Source organism: Vibrio syngnathi, from assembly GCF_002119525.1.
Taxonomy (GTDB): Bacteria; Pseudomonadota; Gammaproteobacteria; order Enterobacterales; family Vibrionaceae; genus Vibrio; species Vibrio syngnathi.
In genome coordinates, this window is the sequence record NZ_CP017916.1 from 109,894 (window position 1) to 130,568 (window position 20,675).

The 20,675-nt window shown below is 43.9% G+C and carries 22 protein-coding genes; 16 read left to right on the forward strand and 6 right to left on the reverse strand.

All coding sequences use genetic code 11. The annotated features are described in order from the left end of the window. Nucleotides 1–22 precede the first annotated feature (22 nt). Nucleotides 23–352, reverse strand: coding sequence for a DUF2500 domain-containing protein (locus K08M4_RS00515; protein WP_009848228.1), 330 nt, complete (start codon nucleotides 350–352; stop codon nucleotides 23–25). A gap of 244 nt (nucleotides 353–596) precedes the next feature. Between K08M4_RS00515 and K08M4_RS00520 the strand changes: the two genes are divergently transcribed. The 4 genes from K08M4_RS00520 to K08M4_RS00540 all read left to right on the forward strand — a co-directional run bounded on the left by K08M4_RS00520 (nucleotide 597) and on the right by K08M4_RS00540 (nucleotide 3,656). Further along, entirely contained in the window at nucleotides 597–971 is a 375-nt protein-coding gene (locus K08M4_RS00520; protein WP_086048545.1) for a DUF4145 domain-containing protein, read from the forward strand. 927 nt (nucleotides 972–1,898) lie between these two features. Next, nucleotides 1,899–2,519 carry a lysoplasmalogenase gene (locus K08M4_RS00530; protein ID WP_086048546.1) on the forward strand — a complete coding sequence of 207 codons (621 nt, stop codon included), beginning with the start codon at nucleotides 1,899–1,901 and terminating at the stop codon, nucleotides 2,517–2,519. 90 nt (nucleotides 2,520–2,609) lie between these two features. Then, complete coding sequence (locus K08M4_RS00535) at nucleotides 2,610–2,846, forward strand: YecH family metal-binding protein (protein ID WP_086048547.1); 237 nt, start codon at nucleotides 2,610–2,612, stop codon at nucleotides 2,844–2,846. Nucleotides 2,847–3,071: 225 nt separating this feature from the next. Then, the gene (locus tag K08M4_RS00540; RefSeq protein WP_048658880.1) at nucleotides 3,072–3,656 is read left to right on the forward strand and encodes a YhgN family NAAT transporter; all 585 of its coding nucleotides are present in this window, start codon (nucleotides 3,072–3,074) and stop codon (nucleotides 3,654–3,656) included. Between the two features lie 117 nt (nucleotides 3,657–3,773). On the opposite strand, the gene K08M4_RS00545 is transcribed toward K08M4_RS00540, so the two are convergent. Both K08M4_RS00545 and rsmD read right to left on the reverse strand, forming a co-directional pair. After that, nucleotides 3,774–4,040 carry a DUF1145 domain-containing protein gene (locus K08M4_RS00545; RefSeq protein WP_009848233.1) on the reverse strand — a complete coding sequence of 89 codons (267 nt, stop codon included), beginning with the start codon at nucleotides 4,038–4,040 and terminating at the stop codon, nucleotides 3,774–3,776. Between the two features lie 10 nt (nucleotides 4,041–4,050). Then, a complete protein-coding gene (gene rsmD, locus K08M4_RS00550) occupies nucleotides 4,051–4,653 on the reverse strand; it encodes a 16S rRNA (guanine(966)-N(2))-methyltransferase RsmD (RefSeq protein ID WP_017061036.1) in 603 nt (200 codons plus the stop codon). Between the two features lie 230 nt (nucleotides 4,654–4,883). Between rsmD and ftsY the strand changes: the two genes are divergently transcribed. The 6 genes from ftsY to glpG all read left to right on the forward strand — a co-directional run bounded on the left by ftsY (nucleotide 4,884) and on the right by glpG (nucleotide 10,503). Continuing rightward, complete coding sequence (gene ftsY, locus K08M4_RS00555) at nucleotides 4,884–6,119, forward strand: signal recognition particle-docking protein FtsY (protein WP_086048548.1); 1,236 nt, start codon at nucleotides 4,884–4,886, stop codon at nucleotides 6,117–6,119. A gap of 77 nt (nucleotides 6,120–6,196) precedes the next feature. Further along, nucleotides 6,197–6,874: a cell division ATP-binding protein FtsE gene (gene ftsE / locus K08M4_RS00560; RefSeq protein ID WP_009848236.1), complete on the forward strand. Its 678-nt coding sequence runs from the start codon at nucleotides 6,197–6,199 to the stop codon at nucleotides 6,872–6,874. Further along, nucleotides 6,861–7,829: a permease-like cell division protein FtsX gene (gene ftsX, locus K08M4_RS00565; RefSeq protein ID WP_086048549.1), complete on the forward strand. Its 969-nt coding sequence runs from the start codon at nucleotides 6,861–6,863 to the stop codon at nucleotides 7,827–7,829. Before ftsE ends, ftsX begins: the two co-directional genes overlap by 14 nt. A gap of 177 nt (nucleotides 7,830–8,006) precedes the next feature. Next, nucleotides 8,007–8,864: an RNA polymerase sigma factor RpoH gene (rpoH, locus tag K08M4_RS00570; protein WP_010438716.1), complete on the forward strand. Its 858-nt coding sequence runs from the start codon at nucleotides 8,007–8,009 to the stop codon at nucleotides 8,862–8,864. A gap of 419 nt (nucleotides 8,865–9,283) precedes the next feature. Further along, nucleotides 9,284–9,604: a thiosulfate sulfurtransferase GlpE gene (gene glpE / locus K08M4_RS00575; protein ID WP_009848240.1), complete on the forward strand. Its 321-nt coding sequence runs from the start codon at nucleotides 9,284–9,286 to the stop codon at nucleotides 9,602–9,604. Between the two features lie 56 nt (nucleotides 9,605–9,660). Next, the gene (gene glpG / locus K08M4_RS00580) at nucleotides 9,661–10,503 is read left to right on the forward strand and encodes a rhomboid family intramembrane serine protease GlpG (RefSeq protein WP_086048550.1); all 843 of its coding nucleotides are present in this window, start codon (nucleotides 9,661–9,663) and stop codon (nucleotides 10,501–10,503) included. Between the two features lie 86 nt (nucleotides 10,504–10,589). Here glpG and K08M4_RS00585 read toward each other — a convergent pair whose 3' ends face one another. Beyond that, nucleotides 10,590–10,997, reverse strand: coding sequence for a flagellar basal body-associated protein FliL (locus K08M4_RS00585; protein WP_009848242.1), 408 nt, complete (start codon nucleotides 10,995–10,997; stop codon nucleotides 10,590–10,592). A gap of 162 nt (nucleotides 10,998–11,159) precedes the next feature. Here K08M4_RS00585 and K08M4_RS00590 point away from each other — a divergent pair, with 162 nt between their 5' ends. Then, complete coding sequence (locus K08M4_RS00590) at nucleotides 11,160–11,702, forward strand: chorismate lyase (protein WP_170213746.1); 543 nt, start codon at nucleotides 11,160–11,162, stop codon at nucleotides 11,700–11,702. After that, the gene (gene ubiA, locus K08M4_RS00595) at nucleotides 11,703–12,557 is read left to right on the forward strand and encodes a 4-hydroxybenzoate octaprenyltransferase (protein ID WP_009848245.1); all 855 of its coding nucleotides are present in this window, start codon (nucleotides 11,703–11,705) and stop codon (nucleotides 12,555–12,557) included. 103 nt (nucleotides 12,558–12,660) lie between these two features. Here the strand turns inward: ubiA and plsB are convergent, their stop codons facing one another. Next, nucleotides 12,661–15,084, reverse strand: a complete 2,424-nt coding sequence (gene plsB, locus K08M4_RS00600; protein WP_086048551.1) for a glycerol-3-phosphate 1-O-acyltransferase PlsB — start codon at nucleotides 15,082–15,084, stop codon at nucleotides 12,661–12,663. Nucleotides 15,085–15,303: 219 nt separating this feature from the next. Between plsB and K08M4_RS00605 the strand changes: the two genes are divergently transcribed. The 4 genes from K08M4_RS00605 (at nucleotide 15,304) to dinF (ending at nucleotide 18,830) form a co-directional block, all read left to right on the forward strand. Further along, nucleotides 15,304–15,666 (forward strand): diacylglycerol kinase, encoded by a 363-nt coding sequence (locus K08M4_RS00605; protein ID WP_086048552.1) that lies wholly within the window; start codon nucleotides 15,304–15,306, stop codon nucleotides 15,664–15,666. Nucleotides 15,667–15,760: 94 nt separating this feature from the next. Further along, entirely contained in the window at nucleotides 15,761–16,381 is a 621-nt protein-coding gene (gene lexA, locus K08M4_RS00610) for a transcriptional repressor LexA (RefSeq protein WP_009848249.1), read from the forward strand. A 97-nt stretch (nucleotides 16,382–16,478) separates the two neighbouring features. After that, complete coding sequence (locus K08M4_RS00615; RefSeq protein WP_086048553.1) at nucleotides 16,479–17,357, forward strand: class I SAM-dependent methyltransferase; 879 nt, start codon at nucleotides 16,479–16,481, stop codon at nucleotides 17,355–17,357. 117 nt (nucleotides 17,358–17,474) lie between these two features. Then, nucleotides 17,475–18,830, forward strand: a complete 1,356-nt coding sequence (gene dinF / locus K08M4_RS00620; RefSeq protein WP_198299302.1) for an MATE family efflux transporter DinF — start codon at nucleotides 17,475–17,477, stop codon at nucleotides 18,828–18,830. Between the two features lie 185 nt (nucleotides 18,831–19,015). Here dinF and sthA read toward each other — a convergent pair whose 3' ends face one another. Beyond that, the gene (gene sthA, locus K08M4_RS00625) at nucleotides 19,016–20,416 is read right to left on the reverse strand and encodes a Si-specific NAD(P)(+) transhydrogenase (RefSeq protein WP_086048554.1); all 1,401 of its coding nucleotides are present in this window, start codon (nucleotides 20,414–20,416) and stop codon (nucleotides 19,016–19,018) included. Between the last annotated feature and the right edge of the window lie 259 nt (nucleotides 20,417–20,675).

The following is a 20,675-nucleotide window of genomic DNA, read 5'->3' on the forward strand; positions in this document are numbered from 1 at the left end:
GAGGCAGTTGAGGCGGCTAGGGTTAGCGCTTCAACGCAAAGTGTAAGAACTTATCGCCTTGGTAAGTTAAGGTTCCTTTGTCGCCAGGATTAAGGGCGTGGAAGTAGTGGATACCGACTTGGAATTCTCGTTTTGGACCAACCACACCACGTTGAACGTAAATCCAGTACTCTTGATCTTCTTGACCTGGTTCTGCATCAGGAAGGTCGATGGATTGTTTGTCTAATACCGTAACGTTCACTTTCTTTTCTGGCGCATTTTCACCTTGTGAGTGCTTTCGATAGAAACCAAGAAATACCCAAGCCGCTAGACCGGCGAGTGCAAATATGGCAAAAAAAAGTGAATTAGGCATGTAACCTCCATGTAGTCGTGATGGCTATTCTAATCTTTCAATCAATAGGGAGATGTGTTTAAAGCCGTTATTCGTGAACTGTTGTAAGCCAAGCTGATTATTTTTCGGCAGACATCACATTTAGAGGTCAGTTTTGGATAAAGCATTGTTATTTATTGTCTCTTTCTCTCGTAAATAACAGTGATTTTGTATAAGAATAAGGAAATGCTCGACTAGAATTATAGTGTGGAGTGGGAGGGCTAATATGACCGATATTGAAAAAGTGGTGACAAGAACTCGTAATATTGAGAAATTATTGAGACTTCAATATCATGCCGAAGGCGAAGGATTGCATGAGCTTGTAACAAGCTGTGAAGAAAGGCTACCGCACGATATGGTGAGCAAACTGCGTTATATCGCAACGTGTCGTAATAAGGTAGTCAATGAGCATGAGGCTAAGTTGGAAGACCAACAGAAGTTCATCATGATGTGTAACGATTGTGAGAAGGCGTTGACTCCACGTAGTGGTCGTTTTATCTGGCGAGTTGCGATCTTACTGATGATGGCAATGACTTTAGCTGCCGCAGGTTTCTATTATGTGAACTGGGATGTGCTAACACTGCATCTGTTTTCGAAGTGAAAAAATTGAACAAAAAAAGGGACGCTCATGGCGTCCCTTTTTTTATCTGTAACTTGCTTAGTACATCATCGGTAGTGTCATTAGACCTACAACTACCGCGATCATTACAAGTCCTTGTCTTTGCGAAGATGAAATCATAACACTACTCCTAAATTTGGTTGTCTCTCGCTATGTTTCAAAGAATAGCACTACTTATGGCTTTAGATCAAGAATTACTTTCGAAACCTTTAAAAGTGATAGAAAACTATTGGGTTTTATATCAATTTCGCTATGTTTACTGTGTGTTTTGGTGTGTTCTTATTTTGTTCGCTATGATTTTTTTTTGTTCTTATTTGATTTAAGTTGTTGTTTTGTAATGGGTGTTTTGTGTAATTTATATTGTTAAAGGTTGTTAAACTGTATTAATAGGGCTTGGTGGTGTCTGGGTTTGTTTTCTTGGGTTTTGTGGGTTTTAGGTTTGATTATTGTGATGGTTTTTTGACAGGAAGCTTGGCGAAACCTGACAAAGTGGGTTTTAGAAAAGTAATTTACGTACTTTGTAAGTCTAGGTTTGCCTAGTGTTGGAAATTTCCGAATAAGTCTATTTTTCGATTTTAAGTCATTGTTTTTAATGATTTTTTTATACTTATTTTAAACTTTTAGTTGTGTGGTATTTACATAATATGACGACATATTGTGGATGTGACAAGCTAGAAGTGGTTGTAATTGAAGTTTGAGTTCTCTAGCGTCAATTTATATGAGTTTTCCGATTAATGAGTCTATTTTTAAAAGAATAATCACTATCGCTGCGGGAATTATGACGACTTCAATTTAAAGACGCTCTTTTTAGTGGAAGCGTAATCAAGATCCAATTTTGAAGGACTGAGGCTTTACATCAACACCCGTGTGCCTAGACTGGCGACGATTAAAAGCAATAGGGCAAATGGTATGTGGAGTTGGTTGGCGGTTTCCTTGTCTGGTATTGGAGTAATAACAGGAACGAAACATGGGCATATCGGTCAGGCTTTATTGTATAAGGTCTTTACCTTTGTATTATTGGCGACTATTGCTCTAACTCAATCTGTTGTCGTTGATTTTACTTATTGGGTAGTGGCTGGGTTAGCGATCTCCGCGATCGCAGATGTGCTTCATACTGTTACTCAAAAACGTCTTCTACATTTTGTTTGTTTCCTGTTGGCTCAACTTTGTTACAGCAAAGCATTTTGGTTACAGCTATCGGGGGAAATGGTCTGGTGGTTGTTCGCGCTGCTGTTAGCTGCATGTATCGTTGCTTTCTTCCTATTACTCCCTCGTTTAGACAAACTCGTTTTTCCAGTGGTTATAATGGGTATTGTGCTCATTCAGCTTGCTTGGGCTTCTGGTGAAGTCTGGTTACTTGAGCCTCAGCTATCACATGCTGTTGGTTTTGTTGGTTGCTGCGTGCTGCTGCTTTCTGCATTGGCGTACGCCCTAAATTTCTATCGCAGCCCAATAAAGGGCGCTTACTTTTGGATAACGGGCAGTTATTTTCTTGCACACGCTCTCATCGTTGCTTCCCTCACCATTTAGGGTAGAGCTCGCTTAATTCTGAGCTACATCAAGGCAGCCTTGTTGAAAGTCGGTACTCTACGCTTAATTCATTAAACATGAGATAGAGTTATGACCACTGAAATCCACGCACACAACGTTTTAAACCTACTGAGTGAAAAGCCGCTGACTCGTGAAGAGTTGACGCAAGAGCTTGCTCAAACCTATGGCGCTGAAGCTCGCTTTCATACGTGTAAGCTGAACGGTTTGGATTTGGATGGCCTACTGAAGTTTTTCCTGAAGATGGAAAAGGTCGAGATCATTGATGACAAGCTTTGCACTAATCGCGAACGTGTTTGCAACCACTGATCTTGAATGACCATCAGTTCTTGTCGCCAGTGAACAGTGAACAGTGAACAGTGAACTGTGATTAGCGAGTGGATGCGATATTCTCGCTCCACTCCGACTATTTCTCCCTCGTTTGGCTCTCATTAATACCTTTCCAATAACGTAAATTCCTAAGTTTGTTACTGTGTTCGAAAATCAATCTTGAGGCTGCTATACTCCGCGCACTTACGCTTTCGAGACAAATTTATGGAAATTTTATCTGCAGCAACCATGCTGTTTCTTATTATGGATCCCCTTGGTAATCTACCAATCGTGCTCTCTATCCTTAAGCATATTGATCCGAAGCGTCGCCGTATTGTTCTTGTTCGTGAGCTGATGTTTGCGCTGATTATCTTGCTGTTGTTCTTGTTTGCTGGTCAAAGCATCATGAACTTTCTGCACGTGCAGCCTGAAACCTTGAGCATCTCTGGCGGTATTATTCTGTTCATCATCGCGATTAAGATGATTTTCCCAAGTGCGGGCAGTATTACCGGCCTCGCGGCGGGTGAAGAACCGTTTATCGTGCCTATGGCGATCCCTATGATTGCAGGCCCGTCGGTGATTGCGGCATTGATTCTGTTGTCGACCCAGCACCCTGACAACATGTTAGAGCTCTCAGCTGCTGTGATGCTGGCTTGGGGCGCGACCTTCTTTATTCTGATGTTTAATGGCTTCTTCCTACGAGTACTGGGTGAGAGAGGCCTTAAAGCCATCGAGCGCTTGATGGGCTTGTTGCTGGTTATGCTGTCGACGCAAATGTTCCTAGATGGTGTAAAGGGCTACATGGGCTAACATCAGTATCAACGATGAATAAAAAAACGCCGCTCAAATGAGCGGCGCTTTTGTATCTACTGTTTCTGTCATGATGTTTTCTGTAGTTCAGTATTTTGTATCTGAGCTTACGTTTTATTACATCATGTGTTTGCGTCGGATATCGAGTAGGGCAAAGACTCCGAAAATCAGTATTGACCATTTCTCCCAACGTGACATTTCGATCTTATCGCCAAAAGCACCGATGAAAATCAGCATCTGCAGGCCGTGCATGAAGAACAAGAATGCTGTCATGATATAAAGCGCAATCGCAGCATTACCAGGGAATGGGTAGAAAATATTGGCGATTAAGATAAACCAAACAAAGGCGATGGCTGCTTTTGCTAGTGGAAGCAAGAACTTCATTCAATAACTCCTATTCTTCAGTGATTCGATTGAACAGTCGGTAGCTCGACTGGCCAGTGGTCTTATCGCGATGTAATTCCCAGTTTTCTGGCATAGCTTCGAGTTTTAGCTCTTTCTCTGTCTCAACGTAAATGATGGCGTTGTCTGCAAGCCAACCGTTGCTCTCAAGCAGTTGTACTGTTTCTGCGAGTAAGCCTTTACGAAATGGAGGATCGAGAAAGACCATATCGTAAGGAGTGCCTGGCTTCTTAAGGAAAGAGATAGCGTCAGTATTTACCACATTAATGTTGTCTGCTTTGAGCTCTTTCGCGTTATCAGAAAGCTGTTTAGCCGCCTTTTGATTCATTTCGAGCAGTGTCACCATTTTGGCTTGGCGAGAAGCTGCTTCAAAACCTAGACCGCCAGAACCGGCAAATACATCCAAGCAAGTTGAATGTGGGATATCTTGAGCCACCCAGTTAAAGAGTGTCTCTTTTACTCGGTCAATGGTTGGGCGTAACCCTTCTAAATCATGAACAGGCAGTTTTCTACCTCTCCATGAGCCACTAATAATTCGAACAAAGCCTCCGGATGGCTTTTTTTGTGATGTGTTTTGCTGGCGACGTCTTACCATAGATTTTTTGACCGCTAATAAAGTGATACTATACCGAGCCCAATTTAAGTGGGTTCGTGTATTAAATAAATTTACAATGACAAAGTGTATCAAGCTAAAAGCAAACTTATCACTGCTTTGTCATTTTTCTTTACTATTCGTTTGTACAAGCTTGTATTGTATAACAATAGCAAAGAGTCGACGTGTATTAAGTCAATACAGCTAATTAGTAGATCTAGGAAACTCCTCTGATGACGGAAAAAAAGAAGCGCGGATTATTATCGTGGCTTGGTTTTGGTGAAGAAGAACAAAGCCCAAAAACTCAGAATGAAGCGAACGTAGAAAACGTTGAAGATCAAACTGAAGTTGAATCACAAGTCGAGGCTGAAGCTGAAGTAGTTAAGTCAACTGAATCAAAGTCAGTTGAATCTGAGCTTGCTGAATCAGATCAAGCGCTTGAAGAAACTCAACAAGAGCAACAACCTGTCCCAGCAGAAGCAGAAGCAGAGCAGGAAGCAGTGATTGCTCCTCAAGCTAAGATTGAAGAAGTTCAAGAGAAGCCGACAGAAAGCTTCTTTGCACGACTTAAGCGTAGCCTAAGCCGTACTAAAGCAAACATTGGTGCTGGCTTCTTTGGTTTGTTCAAAGGCAAGCAAATCGATGAAGACCTGTTTGAAGAACTAGAAGAGCAACTTCTGATCGCCGACGTGGGTATGAATACCACCGTTAAGATCATTGAAAACCTAACAGAAAAAGCATCCCGTAATGACCTAAAAGACGGTGAAGCGCTTTATGGTCTGCTTAAAGAAGAGATGTCAGAAATCTTGAGCCAAGTGGAACAGCCACTGGTTGTTGATACGACTAAAACACCTTACGTTATTTTAATGGTGGGTGTGAATGGCGTGGGTAAGACAACCACTATCGGTAAGTTGGCGAAACAATTCCAAAGTGAAGGCAAGAAAGTGATGCTGGCGGCGGGTGATACCTTCCGCGCGGCAGCGGTTGAACAACTTCAGGTTTGGGGGCAGCGTAATGATGTTCCGGTTATCGCTCAGCACACGGGTGCCGATAGCGCGTCTGTTATCTACGATGCGATCGAAGCGGCGAAAGCGCGTGGTGTTGATGTTGTGATTGCAGATACTGCAGGCCGTTTGCAGAACAAGAGCAACTTGATGGAAGAGCTACGCAAGATTGTTCGTGTAATGAAGAAGATCGATGATTCTGCACCGCACGAAATCATGTTAACGCTAGATGCAGGTACCGGTCAGAATGCGATTAGCCAAGCGAAGTTGTTTAGTGACGTGGCACCAGTAACGGGAATTACGCTAACTAAGCTAGATGGTACAGCGAAAGGTGGTGTAATTTTCTCAATTGCTGACCAGTTCCAGATTCCAATCCGCTACATTGGTGTGGGTGAAGGCATTGATGACCTGCGTCCATTTGAGTCTAAAGACTTTATTGAAGCACTATTTAGCCGCGAAGAGTAACGCGAGTAGCAAAGTGGTTTATCCTTAACCTGCTACCGTTTTAAATTTGATATGAGTGATCGTAAGAGGAATTTTCGGTGATCAAATTTCAGCAAGTGAGCAAAGCCTACCGAGGCGGACGACAAGCGCTCCAAAAAGTGGACTTTCATCTCAAACGAGGAGAGATGGCATTTTTAGGCGGGCACTCTGGTGCCGGTAAAAGTACCTTGCTGAAGTTGATCTGCGCGATAGAGCGTCCAACTGACGGACGTGTTTGGTTTAACGATCACGATATTACTCGTATCCCAGCCAAAGACATTCCCTTTTTACGTCGTAACATCGGAATTGTCTTTCAAGATCACCGCCTACTGATGGATCGCTCGATCTTCGATAACGTCGCTCTGCCTATGCGTATTGAATCTATTTCTGAAAACGAAATTAAACGTCGAGTCAGCGCCGCGTTGGACAAAACCGGTTTATTAGACAAAGCCCGTTGTTTGCCAAGCCAGCTCTCTGGAGGTGAACAACAACGGGTCGGTATTGCTCGCGCTGTAGTTAACCGTCCAACTCTGCTTTTAGCGGATGAACCAACTGGTAACCTAGATCCTGAACTATCGAGTCGTGTATTACGTTTGTTTGAAGAGTTCAACCGTGCGGGTGTCACGATCATGCTAGCGACGCACGATATCGGGTTAGTGAACACTCGCCCTCAGTATCGTCATCTGGAATTAAACCAAGGCTTTTTGAGTGAGGTTGAAGATTATGGCCGCGAATAAGCGCATCAAGAAACCTCAATCCAATCGAGCAGCAACCCGGGCTTCAAGCGACGGTTTTTTTGTTGTTCATTGGAAACAAGCCAAGTCATCGTTCTCGCAAATGTGGCAGCGCCCGTTAGGCAACTTGCTGACCCTTGCGGTGATTTCAATGGCTTTAGCTATGCCCGCTTGTTTGTACCTACTGGGCAAGAACGTTGGTGAAGTGGCGAAAGACGTCACCAGCCCGTCACAAATTAGTGCTTATGTAGAGGATGGTATCCCTGAGCCGAGAGTCATGGTGCTCAAGGATGAAATCGAAAGTTGGGACCAAGTCGAACTGGTGGAGTATATTTCTCCACAGCAAGGTCTTGAGGACCTCAGCCAGTATTCTGGTTTTGAGGACGCCCTAACTATCCTCGATGATTATTCATTGCCAGGTGTGTTGGTGATTACGCCAAGCGTACACAGCGACACGTTAATTAAAGAACTGGCAGGCAAGGTTAAGAAACAAGAGTTAGTCACTGATGTTCGTTTAGATGAAGACTGGTTAGCTCGACTGGATGCGATCAAAGCACTTGCGGCTGTCATCGTGATTACCTTAACTGTGTTGATGTTGGGCGCCGTATTTCTGATTATCGGCAACACACTACGATTTAATGTGTTGGCGCATAAAGAAGAGATTCAAACCATGAAGCTGATTGGTGCTACCGACAGCTACATTCTTCGACCATACCTGTATGCTGGAATGTGGTTTGGTGTATTAGGTTCGATTAGCGCGTGGGTAATGACGGCATTGATTACCGTATTACTGAACAGCGCAGTGGATGACTTGGCTCAGCTGTACGATAGCCACTTCCGCTTAATTGGCCTGAGTTGGGATGAATCTTTATTGCTTTTGATCGTCGGAACCTTGCTTGGTAGCGTGGCTGCGAAGCTTTCTGCGCAGCGTCACCTAAAAGAAATTGAACCTGTTTAGGTGAATAGAGTCATAATTAGACGAAAAATAGGCACTTCTTAACCAGTTTTAGCCTTGTATAGACGAATTGATTATGCATAATTACTTCCCCATCCTTGAAACCTGTTCATTTTAGGTTCAAGATTGTAGGGTTTTAATAGATGTATTACTCCAGATCAGAGATTGATGAGGAACCGAATGGCAAACCAAGCGTATCAAATGGCTTTAGTCACACAAGATAGTTTAGATAGCTATATCCGATCAGCGAACAGCTACCCAATGCTGACACCTGAAGAGGAACGTGGACTTGCAGAGCGATTACATTACAAAGGTGAGATCGATGCTGCGAAAGGCTTGATCCTTTCACACCTACGATTCGTGGTGCACGTTGCAAGAGGCTACTCTGGCTATGGGCTGCCAATGGCTGATCTTGTCCAAGAAGGTAACATCGGCTTGATGAAGGCTGTTAAGCGCTTCAATCCAGAAGTTGGTGTCCGTCTAGTCTCTTTTGCTGTTCACTGGATCAAAGCTGAGATTCATGAATACGTATTGCGTAACTGGCGTATCGTTAAGATCGCTACGACTAAAGCGCAGCGTAAATTGTTCTTTAACCTTCGTAAGTCTAAAAAGCGTTTAGGTTGGTTCAATAACGGTGAAGTTGAGACGGTTGCGCGTGAGCTGGGTGTTGAGCCTTCAGAAGTTCGAGAAATGGAATCTCGTTTGGCGGCACAAGACGCGACGTTTGAAGCGCCTATGGACGACGACGACGGTGGTTCTGCTTACACGGCTCCAGTTTACTACCTAGAAGACAAAGCGTCAGACGTTGCTGAGACGGTTGAAGCGGCTAACTGGGAATCACATACTAATAATCGCTTAGGTCTCGCATTAAAGAGCTTAGACGAGCGTAGTCAACACATTGTTCGCTCACGTTGGTTAGACGACAACAAAGCAACACTGCAAGACTTAGCGGATACCTATAGCATTTCTGCAGAGCGTGTTCGCCAGTTAGAAAAGAATGCGATGAAGAAATTGAAGCAAGCCGTTGGTGACTTCTAAAGGCAGATAAGCCAGAAGCGATAAAATAAGCTGAATTTGAAAAGGCCGAGATCGAGAGATCTCGGCCTTTTTGTTTTTGATCGATTTCTCAACTTTTGCGTTCGAAATTTGCAAAACTATTTTGTGGATAACTCTGTGAGGAATTTATTCGTCAGCTGTCTAAAAGCAGGGTGTAGTAAGGCTTTGGCGGGGTTTTTCGCGTGGGGATATGTTTCAGTTAACCCACAGTTAGATCAGGATCATTACTACATGTTGTGGATCTATTTTTAAAAAGGCACTTTATTCACGCAATTCACAGATTTATCCACAAATGGTGCAAAAGTGATCGCTGGTGGATAACCTTATTAAGTGGGTGTGATTGTTAGCCTTGGGATAGGTTACAATGGCAGCAAAGTAAATCAGTATAAAAAGAGAAAGTTATGGACCAGTTTAAACATATCGACGTTAAAGGCGCTCAAGCCCTTATTGAACAAAGTGAAGCTCGACTTGTCGATATACGAGATCCGCAATCTTTTGCGGTTGCCCATTCAGAAACAGCCTACCACCTGACTAACGATACAATGGTGTCGTTTATGGATGAGGTTGAGTTCGAACAGCCTATCTTAGTGATGTGTTACCACGGTATTAGTAGCCAAGGCGCAGCACAATATTTAGTGAACCAAGGCTTTGAAGAGGTATATAGTGTTGATGGCGGTTTCGAAGCTTGGCATCGTGCTGAACTTCCGGTGATCGCGGGTTAATAGCTTTATCACTTAAACGCTTCAAGCATCTCCCATAGCATGAATAGGAAGTAACAATGATTAGACTGATGGTGTTAGACAACCCACGTCTTGCTCAAGCATTTATTGATTATATGGCCTCTCGTCAGATCCCTATTCAGATGTCTCCAGAGGGAGAAGGGCGTTTTGCTTTGTGGCTTCTTGATGGTCAATTTCAGGTTGAAACCGAAGCTGAGCTGAATCGTTTTTTGGCTGAACCGAATCATAAACGTTATCAAGCGGCCTCTTGGGACATGGCAGAGACCAGAAAGAGCAACTTTCATTATCACACGCCAAGTTTTATGGGCATGATAAAAGCCAAAGCGGGCCCCGTGACACTGAGCCTAATGTTGGTGTGTGTGGTAATTTTTGCGCTGCAACAGATTGGTTTTGGCCAAGCTATTTTCAATGCCCTGCATTTCCCAGCGGTTGATGGACAGCAATGGCAGTTGTGGCGTTGGTTGAGCCATGCCGTTCTGCATTTCTCTGTTATGCATATCGCATTCAATATTTTGTGGTGGTGGCAGCTAGGTGGGGACATTGAGAAGAAACTAGGTAGCCTCAAGCTACTTCAGATCTTTGCTGTCTCTTCTGCGCTTTCAGGTGCTGGGCAGTATTGGGTTGAAGGGGCGAACTTCGGTGGTTTGTCTGGTGTTGTGTATGCCTTGGTTGGTTACTTATGGGTTGTAGGTGCGAAGGCACCACAGCTTGGTTTAGGTATCCCAAGACAGATTGTCGGCTTTATGTTGGTGTGGTTAGTGCTTGGGTACATGCAGCCATTTATGGCGATCGCCAATACAGCGCATTTGGCTGGCCTAGCCGCTGGTGTCATTATTGGTTGGATTGATGCGATGAAAGCACCAAGCTCGGCAAGAAACTAACTCATTTTTTCTCGTGAGTAGCCAAACGATAGAGACAAAAAAGCGGCCAGATGAGCCGCTTTTTTATTGGGAATCGTTTTACATCATTACTGATAAAGGTATTTGGTAAACAATAAGTCAGCAATGAGGGTTTTACCTGTTTCAGGAAGTAAAATTTTATTGAGGTGCTCAACTAAGGACTTTCTCAAATCTTCACGACCGGATAGAGACTTAATTGTCTCTTCATTTTGTTTGCCGAGTAATTCAATCACCGCATCACGAATCAATGGCTGATGATGCTCAATGGCTTCTAAGTCATTACTATTTGCGACCATTATGTCGAGACGGACCTGAATATAGCCCAGTTTTTTACCTTTAGTGTAAAAATTGGTGGTGAGATCGGGCTCTAGCGTGAAGTAGGCTAGTTTGGGTGTCGATTCTTCTTCAGCGAAACTTGATGCTGAAAATAGTAGATTAATCGCAATAAATAGTTGGGCTACATAACGTTTGTGCATATTTGAGACTTTTCTTTAGTTTATTCGCGATATTCGAAACGCATTAGTCTTGTTACAATGAGCGGTCTAAATCTAAATACGTTTACAATTCGAAGGACGCTTTAATTTTATTCGAAAGTTGAAGCTTTATTGTACGTGTAAAGTCACCTATTGAATACTAGTATGAATCAGTCAATATCATTGTATCTAAATTCGTTAATGAATGTAGATTGGCAAAGCACAGAAAAATTTAGTTTTCCTAATGAAACCACCAAAGAGTGGCTTATGGAACAAGGATCGCTTTCCCGTAAGTTGGGCAAGTGCTGCAAGCACCTGTCTGTTGAGTTGCTTCATAATCAAGTTGTGGAACGATCAATTCTGCAGAAGGACGAAGAACGCCTTTTATCATCACATGATTGCTTACTACGTAAAGTGATTTTAAAGGGAGATGATGAGCCGTGGGTGTTAGGTCGAACCTTAATACCTCGAATTACCCTAGAAGACCATCAGCACTCCGATCTTTCTCAACAAGGGGATGTCCCGCTTGGATTAACTGTTTTCAGTGCTGAGAATGTGGAGCGAGATGCGCTGCAAGTCGGTTGGGTTATCGCTGGCGATGAGCGATTACTCGCGCGTCGTTCTCGATTATGGATGAATCATAAACCGATGCTTGTGGCCGAACTTTTTTTACCAACATCCCCCATTTACTCTAAGGAGAGTGTGTAAATGCTTGCCACCAAAGCGAAGGCGTACTGGCAATTGACGCGAATGAATCGCCCGATTGGTACTCTGTTACTCCTTTGGCCGACCTTGTGGTCGCTGATTATTGCTGCGAAAGGCATGCCTGATTTTGATGTCTTGGTTGTTTTCATACTCGGTGTGGTGTTAATGCGATCGGCTGGCTGTGTGATTAATGACTTTGCTGACCGTAAAGTTGATGGTCATGTCAAACGCACCAAGCAACGTCCATTACCTTCAGGCTTGGTTTCCAGCAAGGAAGCCATTGTGCTCTTCCTAGTGTTAGCTGTGGTTTCTTTTTTGTTGGTACTCACCATGAACCCGCTGACCATTAAGCTCTCTTTTATTGGCGTTGGTCTAGCGTTCATTTATCCTTTCATGAAGCGTTTTACACACCTTCCGCAGTTGTTTCTCGGATTGGCTTTCAGTTGGGCAATACCAATGGCTTGGGCGGCGCAAACCAATGAACTGCCAAGCATTGTGTGGTTTATCTTCGTGATTAATGCGTTGTGGACGATAGCCTACGACACGCAATATGCGATGGTTGACCGAGATGATGACTTGAAGATTGGCATCAAGTCGACGGCTATTCTGTTTGGTCGTTTTGATAAGCTTATGGTTGGCGCGCTGCAGTTAGTTACACTGGCGATGTTGATTGCATTGGGCATGCACTACCAACTCGGTGATACGTTCTACTGGGCACTGTTAGTTTCGGGAAGCTTGTTCGTGTATCAACAGCATCTGATGCGTCACCGCGATCGAGACCTTTGCTTCCAAGCCTTCTTGAACAATAACTATGTTGGAATGGCGGTGACTGTAGGCTTGTTCATTACCTTCTGGTAAGCATCAGCTTTACAAGTAAACGAACGCTAAAGAAAAGGCACCCATTGGGTGCCTTTTTTGATCGTGTTCAGTCTAGTGATTAAAGTGAATGCTAACCAAGAGATTATTCTGCTTGGTGGATACTCTCTTGAATCGTCAAGCGTACTTCAGGGTAAAGCATTGAGTAGAGAAGTTTAGCGAATTGCTGAGTCTTTTCTAAATCACAGTTACCATCGTTATCCAGATATTGCTGCTGTTTCAGAGTTGCGAACATCGACGCAAACACGCCTTTATCGAAGAACTCTGGTGCGTTGATGCCTTGTAGGCGACCCAGTCGCTGTGCGATGTCTTGGCTTTTCTGCTCAAGGTCTGACTTATCTAGATCAGGATTCTCTGTCAATAGGTTCAAAGCAATCGAGTAGCGCTGGAGAGTTTCTGAAATCGTGCGGCCTAGTAGCATCAGTGCTTGGCTGTTTGACTGGTTGATCGTTACTTGGTTGTTCGACACAACAAGCAGACCTTGGCTAACAAGTTCTTCAATGATGTTCGCCACCACGCTTTCAAGTTGAACTTCGTCGTAGCTTAAGAACAGCTCTTTCTTCAAGAACGGGTAGATTGCAGCAACATTCTTTTGAATCGAATCAATCGTTAGGCCGTGCTGACGAATGGTCATTTGAGCGATTAATGATGGTAGAGCAAACAAATGAATGATGTTATTACGGTAGTAGGTCATCAGAATCGATTGGTGACGGTCTAGCGAAATGATGTCACCCATCGTGTCGGATTCAATTAAGAACTTGTTCAATGACTCTGCGTGTTTTACTAAATCTTCAGCGCTGTCTTTAGGCACTGTGAATGTATCTGAATAAGGCACATTCTTAAGCAGAGACAGGTAGCAGTTGATCTGAGAAATCAAAGAATCACGAGACAATGCACGCTGTCTTGAAGCCAGTAACGCCGTTGCACAAAGTGTTAGTGCGTTGGTCGCTGCCGCATCGTTAATGTGTGTCATCATTTTGGTTGCTAGGTCATTAACCACTGGATTCATCCATTGTGGCTTACTGGTTCCCATTGGATCGATATCTTTAGTCCACTCTGGAGCGTGCTCGTTCAGATATTGGTTAAGCTGAATCGGCTCACCAAAGTTGACGTAGCCTTTACCAAAGTTACGCAGCTTACGAATGGTACGAATCACTAGGCTCGCGTTTTCTTTCTCTTTACGCTTACCACGAAGTTCTTTCGCGTAGGTCGCGACTTCCATTACGTGCTCATAGCCGATGTATACAGGAACCAAAGTCACCGGACGGTTCATGCCGCGCAGCATTGCTTGGATTGTCATCGCTAGCATGCCGGTTTTCGCCTGCAATAGACGACCCGTACGAGAACGACCACCTTCACTGAAGTACTCTACTGAGTAACCTTTAGCGAACAGTTCGGCTAGGTATTCACGGAAAATCGTCGAGTACAACTTGTTGCCTTTGAAACTACGACGAATAAAGAACGCACCTCCGTGACGGAAAATAGGGCCGGCAGGGAAGAAGTTGAGGTTAATACCTGCAGCGATGTGCGGAGGAACCATGCCTTCATGATAAAGCACATAAGAAAGCAGTAAGTAATCCATGTGGCTGCGGTGACAAGGCACGTAAACAATTTCGTGGCCGTCTTGAGCGAGCTTACGAACGGTTGAAGCGTTGCTAATATGCAGGCCTTGGTACAACTTATTCCACAACCAACCAAGAATCTTCTCACCGCGTTTGATTAGTGAGTAAGAGAAGTTCGCAGCAATCTCGTCCATGATGTCTTGAGCTTCTTTGCTCGCTTTCTCGATCGAAATGTTTTTTGCTTGTGCTTCGTCTTCAATCGCTTTTTTGATCGCTTCTGATTTTAGTAGGCGATCAAACAGAGCTTGGCGGCTTGGCAGGTTCGGGCCTGATGCCGCCAATTTTTGGCGAGAAAAGTGAATACGTGCCACGCGCGCCAGTTTATGCGCGATGGTGCTGTCGGTGCCGTGTGAGTTAGCCATGTATCGTAGAGATACCACTGGGCTAAAGCGAACTAGGCAGTCACGACCTGCTAGCAATACCGCTTTTGATTTCTCTAAGCCATTCATTGCTTGTAGGTAAGGCTTCTGGTTATTTTCTTTACCAGGTTTACGCCCCCACAATACCGTGGCAGGGATAACTTGAACGTCGAGTTCAGAGTCTTCAGCATGCAGTGAAAGCAGCTCAGAGAAGACTTCAATTGATGAGCTTGGTACATAATCATCGTCTTGCAGTAGAGTTTTGCGAGAAGAGATAAAAACGTAGCGTTGCAGTGATTTGCCATTGATTTCAAGCTTGCTCAACGGATCAGGCAACCCTAATTCAAGTGCATGTTTTTGCAATGTAAGAATGTCGACACTAGAGCGAAACGGTAAGGCGTATACAATCGGTTTGCTCAAATCAATGTTCAAATCCTCTATGGGGTTTGAAGGGATTGATGTGCTCTTTACCAATAGGGATAAAGGTAGCTTCATTAATGAACGTGAAAAAGATTGTCCAGAAGACATATAGGTTCACTGCCTCAATAGTTATTTCAATGTGCTCAAGCGTATCTCTATTTCTATAATGAAAGGATAAATCCTATGAGTGAAATAGGGATAAGCCTAGGCGTAAATTTAATCGATGCAAGAATACCAGAAACTGGTCTAACCTTTTAATGGAAATAGTCATATTGCCGTTAAGTTTGTGGAAAATCATTCATCGACTGATTGAGTATAGGGTTTAAAATGACCAAAAAATCAAACACCGGATTCAAACGTATCGTCAAAGCGGCGGGCTTTTCATGGCAAGGCATCACGAGTTCGTTTAAAAACGAGGCTGCATTTCGACAAGAAGTCTTCATGGCGACGGTGCTTATTCCGTTGGCGTTTTACTTAGATGTAAGCCAAGTTGAGCGAATCTTGATGATTTCAGCAGTTGTGTTGGTGATGGTTGTTGAGTTGATCAATACCGCGATTGAAGCGGTCGTTGACCGAATTGGTAGTGAACATCATGAGCTTTCTGGGATGGCGAAAGATGTCGGTTCGGCCGCGGTTTTCATCTGCTTGGCACTTGCAGGTTATGTGTGGCTAGAGATCTTGTTTTTGTAATTCGCTAAAAATGAACTAAAAACAACCAATTGCTTTGCTTTTGTTCAGTTACTGGATATACTCACAGTCAACTGTATAAAAAGACAGGTGAATCATGAAGCCGTTAACGCCCCGCCAGCAACAAGTTTTTGACCTTATCAAAAGTAAGATCGAAGATTGCGGTATGCCACCGACTCGTGCAGAAATCGCACGTGAACTTGGCTTCCGTTCTGCAAATGCTGCAGAAGAACATTTAAAAGCACTTGCTCGCAAAGAAGCAATTGAGATTATCCCGGGCGCGTCTCGTGGTATTCGTATTTTGCTTGAAGACGCAGCGAACGAAGAACAAGGTTTACCCTTGATTGGTCAAGTTGCCGCTGGTGAGCCTATTCTGGCCCAAGAGCATGTAGAAATGCATTACCAAGTTGACCCTGGCATGTTTAAACCACAAGCCGACTTCTTACTTCGTGTAAATGGCGAAAGTATGAAAGACATCGGTATTATGGATGGCGATTTACTGGCTGTTCATAAAACACAAGATGTACGCGATGGTCAGGTTGTCGTGGCTCGTGTCGATGATGATGTAACGGTAAAACGCCTAGAACGTAAAGGTTCAACGGTGCTGTTACACGCTGAAAATGAAGAGTTTTCTCCTATCCATGTCGATCTAGAATCTCAACACTTGTCTATTGAAGGACTTGCGGTTGGTATTATTCGTAACACCGACTGGATGTAGTCAGTGCAAACAGCTTATTGATATTTACTCTCAATAACTTGTTATTGTAATTGATATTCATTATCATCTTCTTTGTCGAGATACAAGGAAGATGATGATGCCAAATCCAACCAAACCTCAAATGAAGCCGCTTATTCCTAAGCCGCGATCTTCTGTTCAAAAGGCTTCTTCTGATCAAGGGTCGGCGCATCAAGAATTCCAAGTCCCGACGAACCTTGTTCAACACCTTTGGTTTCGCAGTCGAGAAAGCTTAGCCGATGATGGTCTCGTTTATGACCCTATCGCAGCGCAAGCCTGCAAGCGTTGCCAACTCGCACCTGAATGTCTGACTGGCGAACTCGATCAGCAACAACTTCTCTACGCAACACTGACTCAACTTTGTGACGCTCAAGTTCAACAATTTCTATCTCACAACCCAGAAGCTTGGATTATCAATGTTGGGGCAGGCCTCGATACCCGTTTCTACCGTTTAGATAACGGCCGTTGTCACTGGGTTGAATTGGATGTAACCGAGAATCTAGTTTGGAGACAACGCCTGTTCCACAAGAATGAACGCTACCGTTTAGAGTGTGGTTCGGTGGATGACCTGACTTGGTTGGATGAACTTAATATTCCAGAACAAGCTTCGGTGATGGTGGTGTGTGAACATGCTCTACTGGATTGCAATGAACAACAGACGGCGAACTTTATTCAGTCTTTGAGCCGTTATTTTACCCACGCACATGCATGTTTAGTGTTAGCTGGGGATAAAAGCTCTAGTGCTCTGGGGCAAAAACTCGGTTCTGGAAAGTATGCACATGGCTTATCTTCTCCGATAGACAGCGTTCTTAATTGGCTGCCATGGGCTCAATGGGTAAAAGCGTTTTCTCCACTTGACCAGCAGTGTAATCGTTGGAAGTTGTGGCAACGACTCCTTTGTAAGATCTCTCAGGTCAAAAAGCGTTTAACGCCGCAATTAGTACTAGTTAAATGGTAATTCTAGAGACTCTGTATTTCGAAGTGCTGAGTACATAGCCGCTATAAGTAAAATTCCACAACATAGTGAAAGCCCACTCACTAGGTTAAACTATCGCCTCTAATCTAAGAGGTGATCGTGAAGTTATTTAATCCCCAAACCATTTTTCAAACTTTATCCAATCAGGCGATGCACAAAAAAGTGCTGTTGCTCGCGATCCCGATGGTTCTTTCCAATATTACGGTTCCACTGTTGGGCTTAGTCGATGCTGCGGTTATCGGTCATCTGGAACATTCTTGGTATTTAGGTGGTGTGGCGCTGGGTGGCACAATGATCAGCGTGACCTTTTGGCTGCTCGGTTTCTTACGGATGTCGACGACTGGTCTAGCCGCACAATCTTATGGTGCGGACGATGGCAAGCAGCTTGGCTTAGTTTTCGTGCAAGGCGTGACCATGGCTTTAGGCTTTGCAGGTGTATTTTTACTATTGCACAGCTTGGTTGCGGATGCGGTTTTCTCATTGAGCAGTGCCAGTGAGCAAGTCAAACATTATGGCCTACAGTACTTCTCTATCCGCGCTTGGAGTGCACCTGCTGCGCTGACTAACTTTGTAATTTTAGGTTGGCTACTCGGGACTCAAAATGCCAAAGCGCCAATGTGGATGGTGATCATCACCAATGTCACCAATATCGTTTTGGATATCGTTTTTGTTATCGGTTTAGAATGGCAAGTGGAAGGTGCAGCATTGGCATCTGTAATGGCTGATTATGCCGGTCTAACATTTGGCCTGATTTGTATTTACCGAATCTGGTTGAGAAAGCAGTTACCATCGCCATGGGATCTGCTTAAGAGAACCAGCCAAGGTTTGAGTCGTTTCGTAAAACTGAATCGCGATATCTTTCTTCGTTCATTATGCCTACAAGCGACTTTCACTTTTATGACCTTCCAAGGCGCAAGCTTTGGTGATGATGTTGTGGCGGCCAATGCGGTATTGATGAGTTTCTTGATGATCATCTCTTATGGGATGGATGGTTTTGCTTATGCAATGGAAGCTATGGTCGGAAAGGCGATTGGCGCGAAAGATAAAGAAGAGTTAAATCAGTCTTTGATTGGCACTTTCTTCTGGAGCTTCAATATTTGTTTGGTACTGACCATAGCGTTCGCGATTGCTGGGTCTAGCTTGATTCATATGATCACCACCATCCCAGAAGTGAAGACTCAGGCTGAAGTTTACCTACCGTGGTTGATTGCGATGCCGCTCGTTTCTATGTGGTGCTTCTTGCTGGATGGTATTTTCGTTGGGGCAACCAAGGGCAAGGATATGCGCAATAGTATGTTTGTGGCTACCTGCAGTTTCTTCATGATTTTCTATTTAGCATCAGGTTTAGAGAACCATGCGCTGTGGTTAGCTATGTTGAGCTTTATGGCGATGCGTGGCATCGGTCTCGGTGTTTTATTTATTTCTCAGTGGAAGAAAGGTGAGTTTCTCGCTTAGCTTAGATAGATTAGTTCAGGGGGCGATAAATAGAAGCTGTGCAGATAAAAAGGTATTTAGACTATCATGTTCTAATTACTCGCATAGATATATAATTCAGTAGTTTAAATGAAAACAGCAAGCTCATGGCTTGCTGCTTATGTATTTGGCCTTCAGGTGGTCAAATAGCTCTATTGGTTCTTTGTTTAGAACAAACGGTTAAGTCCGTTAAGCGCTGCTACGCGATACGCTTCGGCCATCGTTGGGTAGTTAAATGTGGTATTCACAAAGTACTCGATGGTGTTAGCTTCACCTTTCTGTTCCATGATTGCCTGACCGATGTGGATGATCTCAGCAGCACGCTCACCAAACACGTGGATACCTAAAATCTCTTTAGTTTCACGATGGAAAAGTATCTTCAAGCTACCAATATCTTTACCTGCGATTTGAGCACGAGCTAAGTGCTTGAATGAAGATCGTCCCACTTCATAAGGTACTTTAGCCGCGGTAAGCTCTTGTTCTGTTTTTCCGACAGAGCTGATCTCAGGAATAGTATAGATACCTGTTGGGATGTCTTCGATAAGGTGTCGTTCTGCTTCACCTTTCACCACGGCTTGAGCCACGAATCGACCTTGGTCATAAGCAGCACTTGCTAGGCTAGGATACCCAATCACATCACCGACAGCGTAAACATGTTCAACACTGGTTTGGTAGTTGCTGTTGACTGATACTTGTCCGCGAGAGTCCGCTTCTAAGCCAACCGCACCAAGGTTCAGTTTATCAGTATTACCCGTTCGACCATTGGCATACAGTAGGCAATCGGCACGCATTTTCTTACCTGACTCTAGGTGAATGATTACGCCGTCATCAGTGCCTTCAATTTTCTCAAAGGTCTCATCGTTACGAATAACAACGCCGCTGTTCCAGAAGTGATAAGACAGAGCATCCGAGGTTTCGTTATCTAAGAAGGACAACAGGCGATCGCGAGTATTAATGAGATCGGTTTTAACGCCTAAGCCGCGAAATATAGAGGCATATTCACAGCCGATAACACCAGCACCATAGATGATGATGTGCTGAGGATCGTGTTTCAGAGAAAGAATCGAGTCGCTGTCGTAGACACGTTCATGCAGGAAGTCGACATTGTCTGGTTGATAAGGGCGAGAACCTGTCGCGATAACAAATTTGTCTGCGCTGTAGTGTTCTTCAGTACCGTCGCTTTGCATTACAGATATGGTGTGGGTATCGATAAAACGTGCAGTACCGAAGACTAACGTGCATTGGTTGCGATCGTAGAAACCTTGGCGCAAGCGAGTCTGTTTGTCTATGACCGATTTAGCATGTCCCAGAATATTGGAAAATGTTGAGTGGATACTTTTGTTGTTCTGACAAAACAGAGGGTTACTGTTGAATTCAATTATACGGCTTACGGCATGACGCAGTGCTTTGGAAGGAATAGTCCCCCAGTGGGTACAACCACCACCAACGCTGCTCTCTTTTTCAATGATTGCAACGTTCAACCCTGCTTTGGTTAACCCCATCGCTGCCCCTTCTCCTCCGGGGCCACTACCAATTACGATTACATCAAAGTGGTTGGAGTGTGGCATAGATATCTTCCTTGTTATATTTGATTAACATTGCTTTAGCGAGATTTTAACTGATTCTGTTCTTGGGTACATGAAAAGGGCATCAGAGAGTCGGTGAGATCACGTCATGCTACTGAAAAAATAATATTTGGTATGTCGTATGTCTCCAAATGACGGTGCGGATATTGAAATGTTTTCTTTGAACGTATTTACTTTGATACGTGAACAAAGAGGTGTGTTTAGTGTCTTATATAACCAGAGTGCCTTATATAAGTAAGTG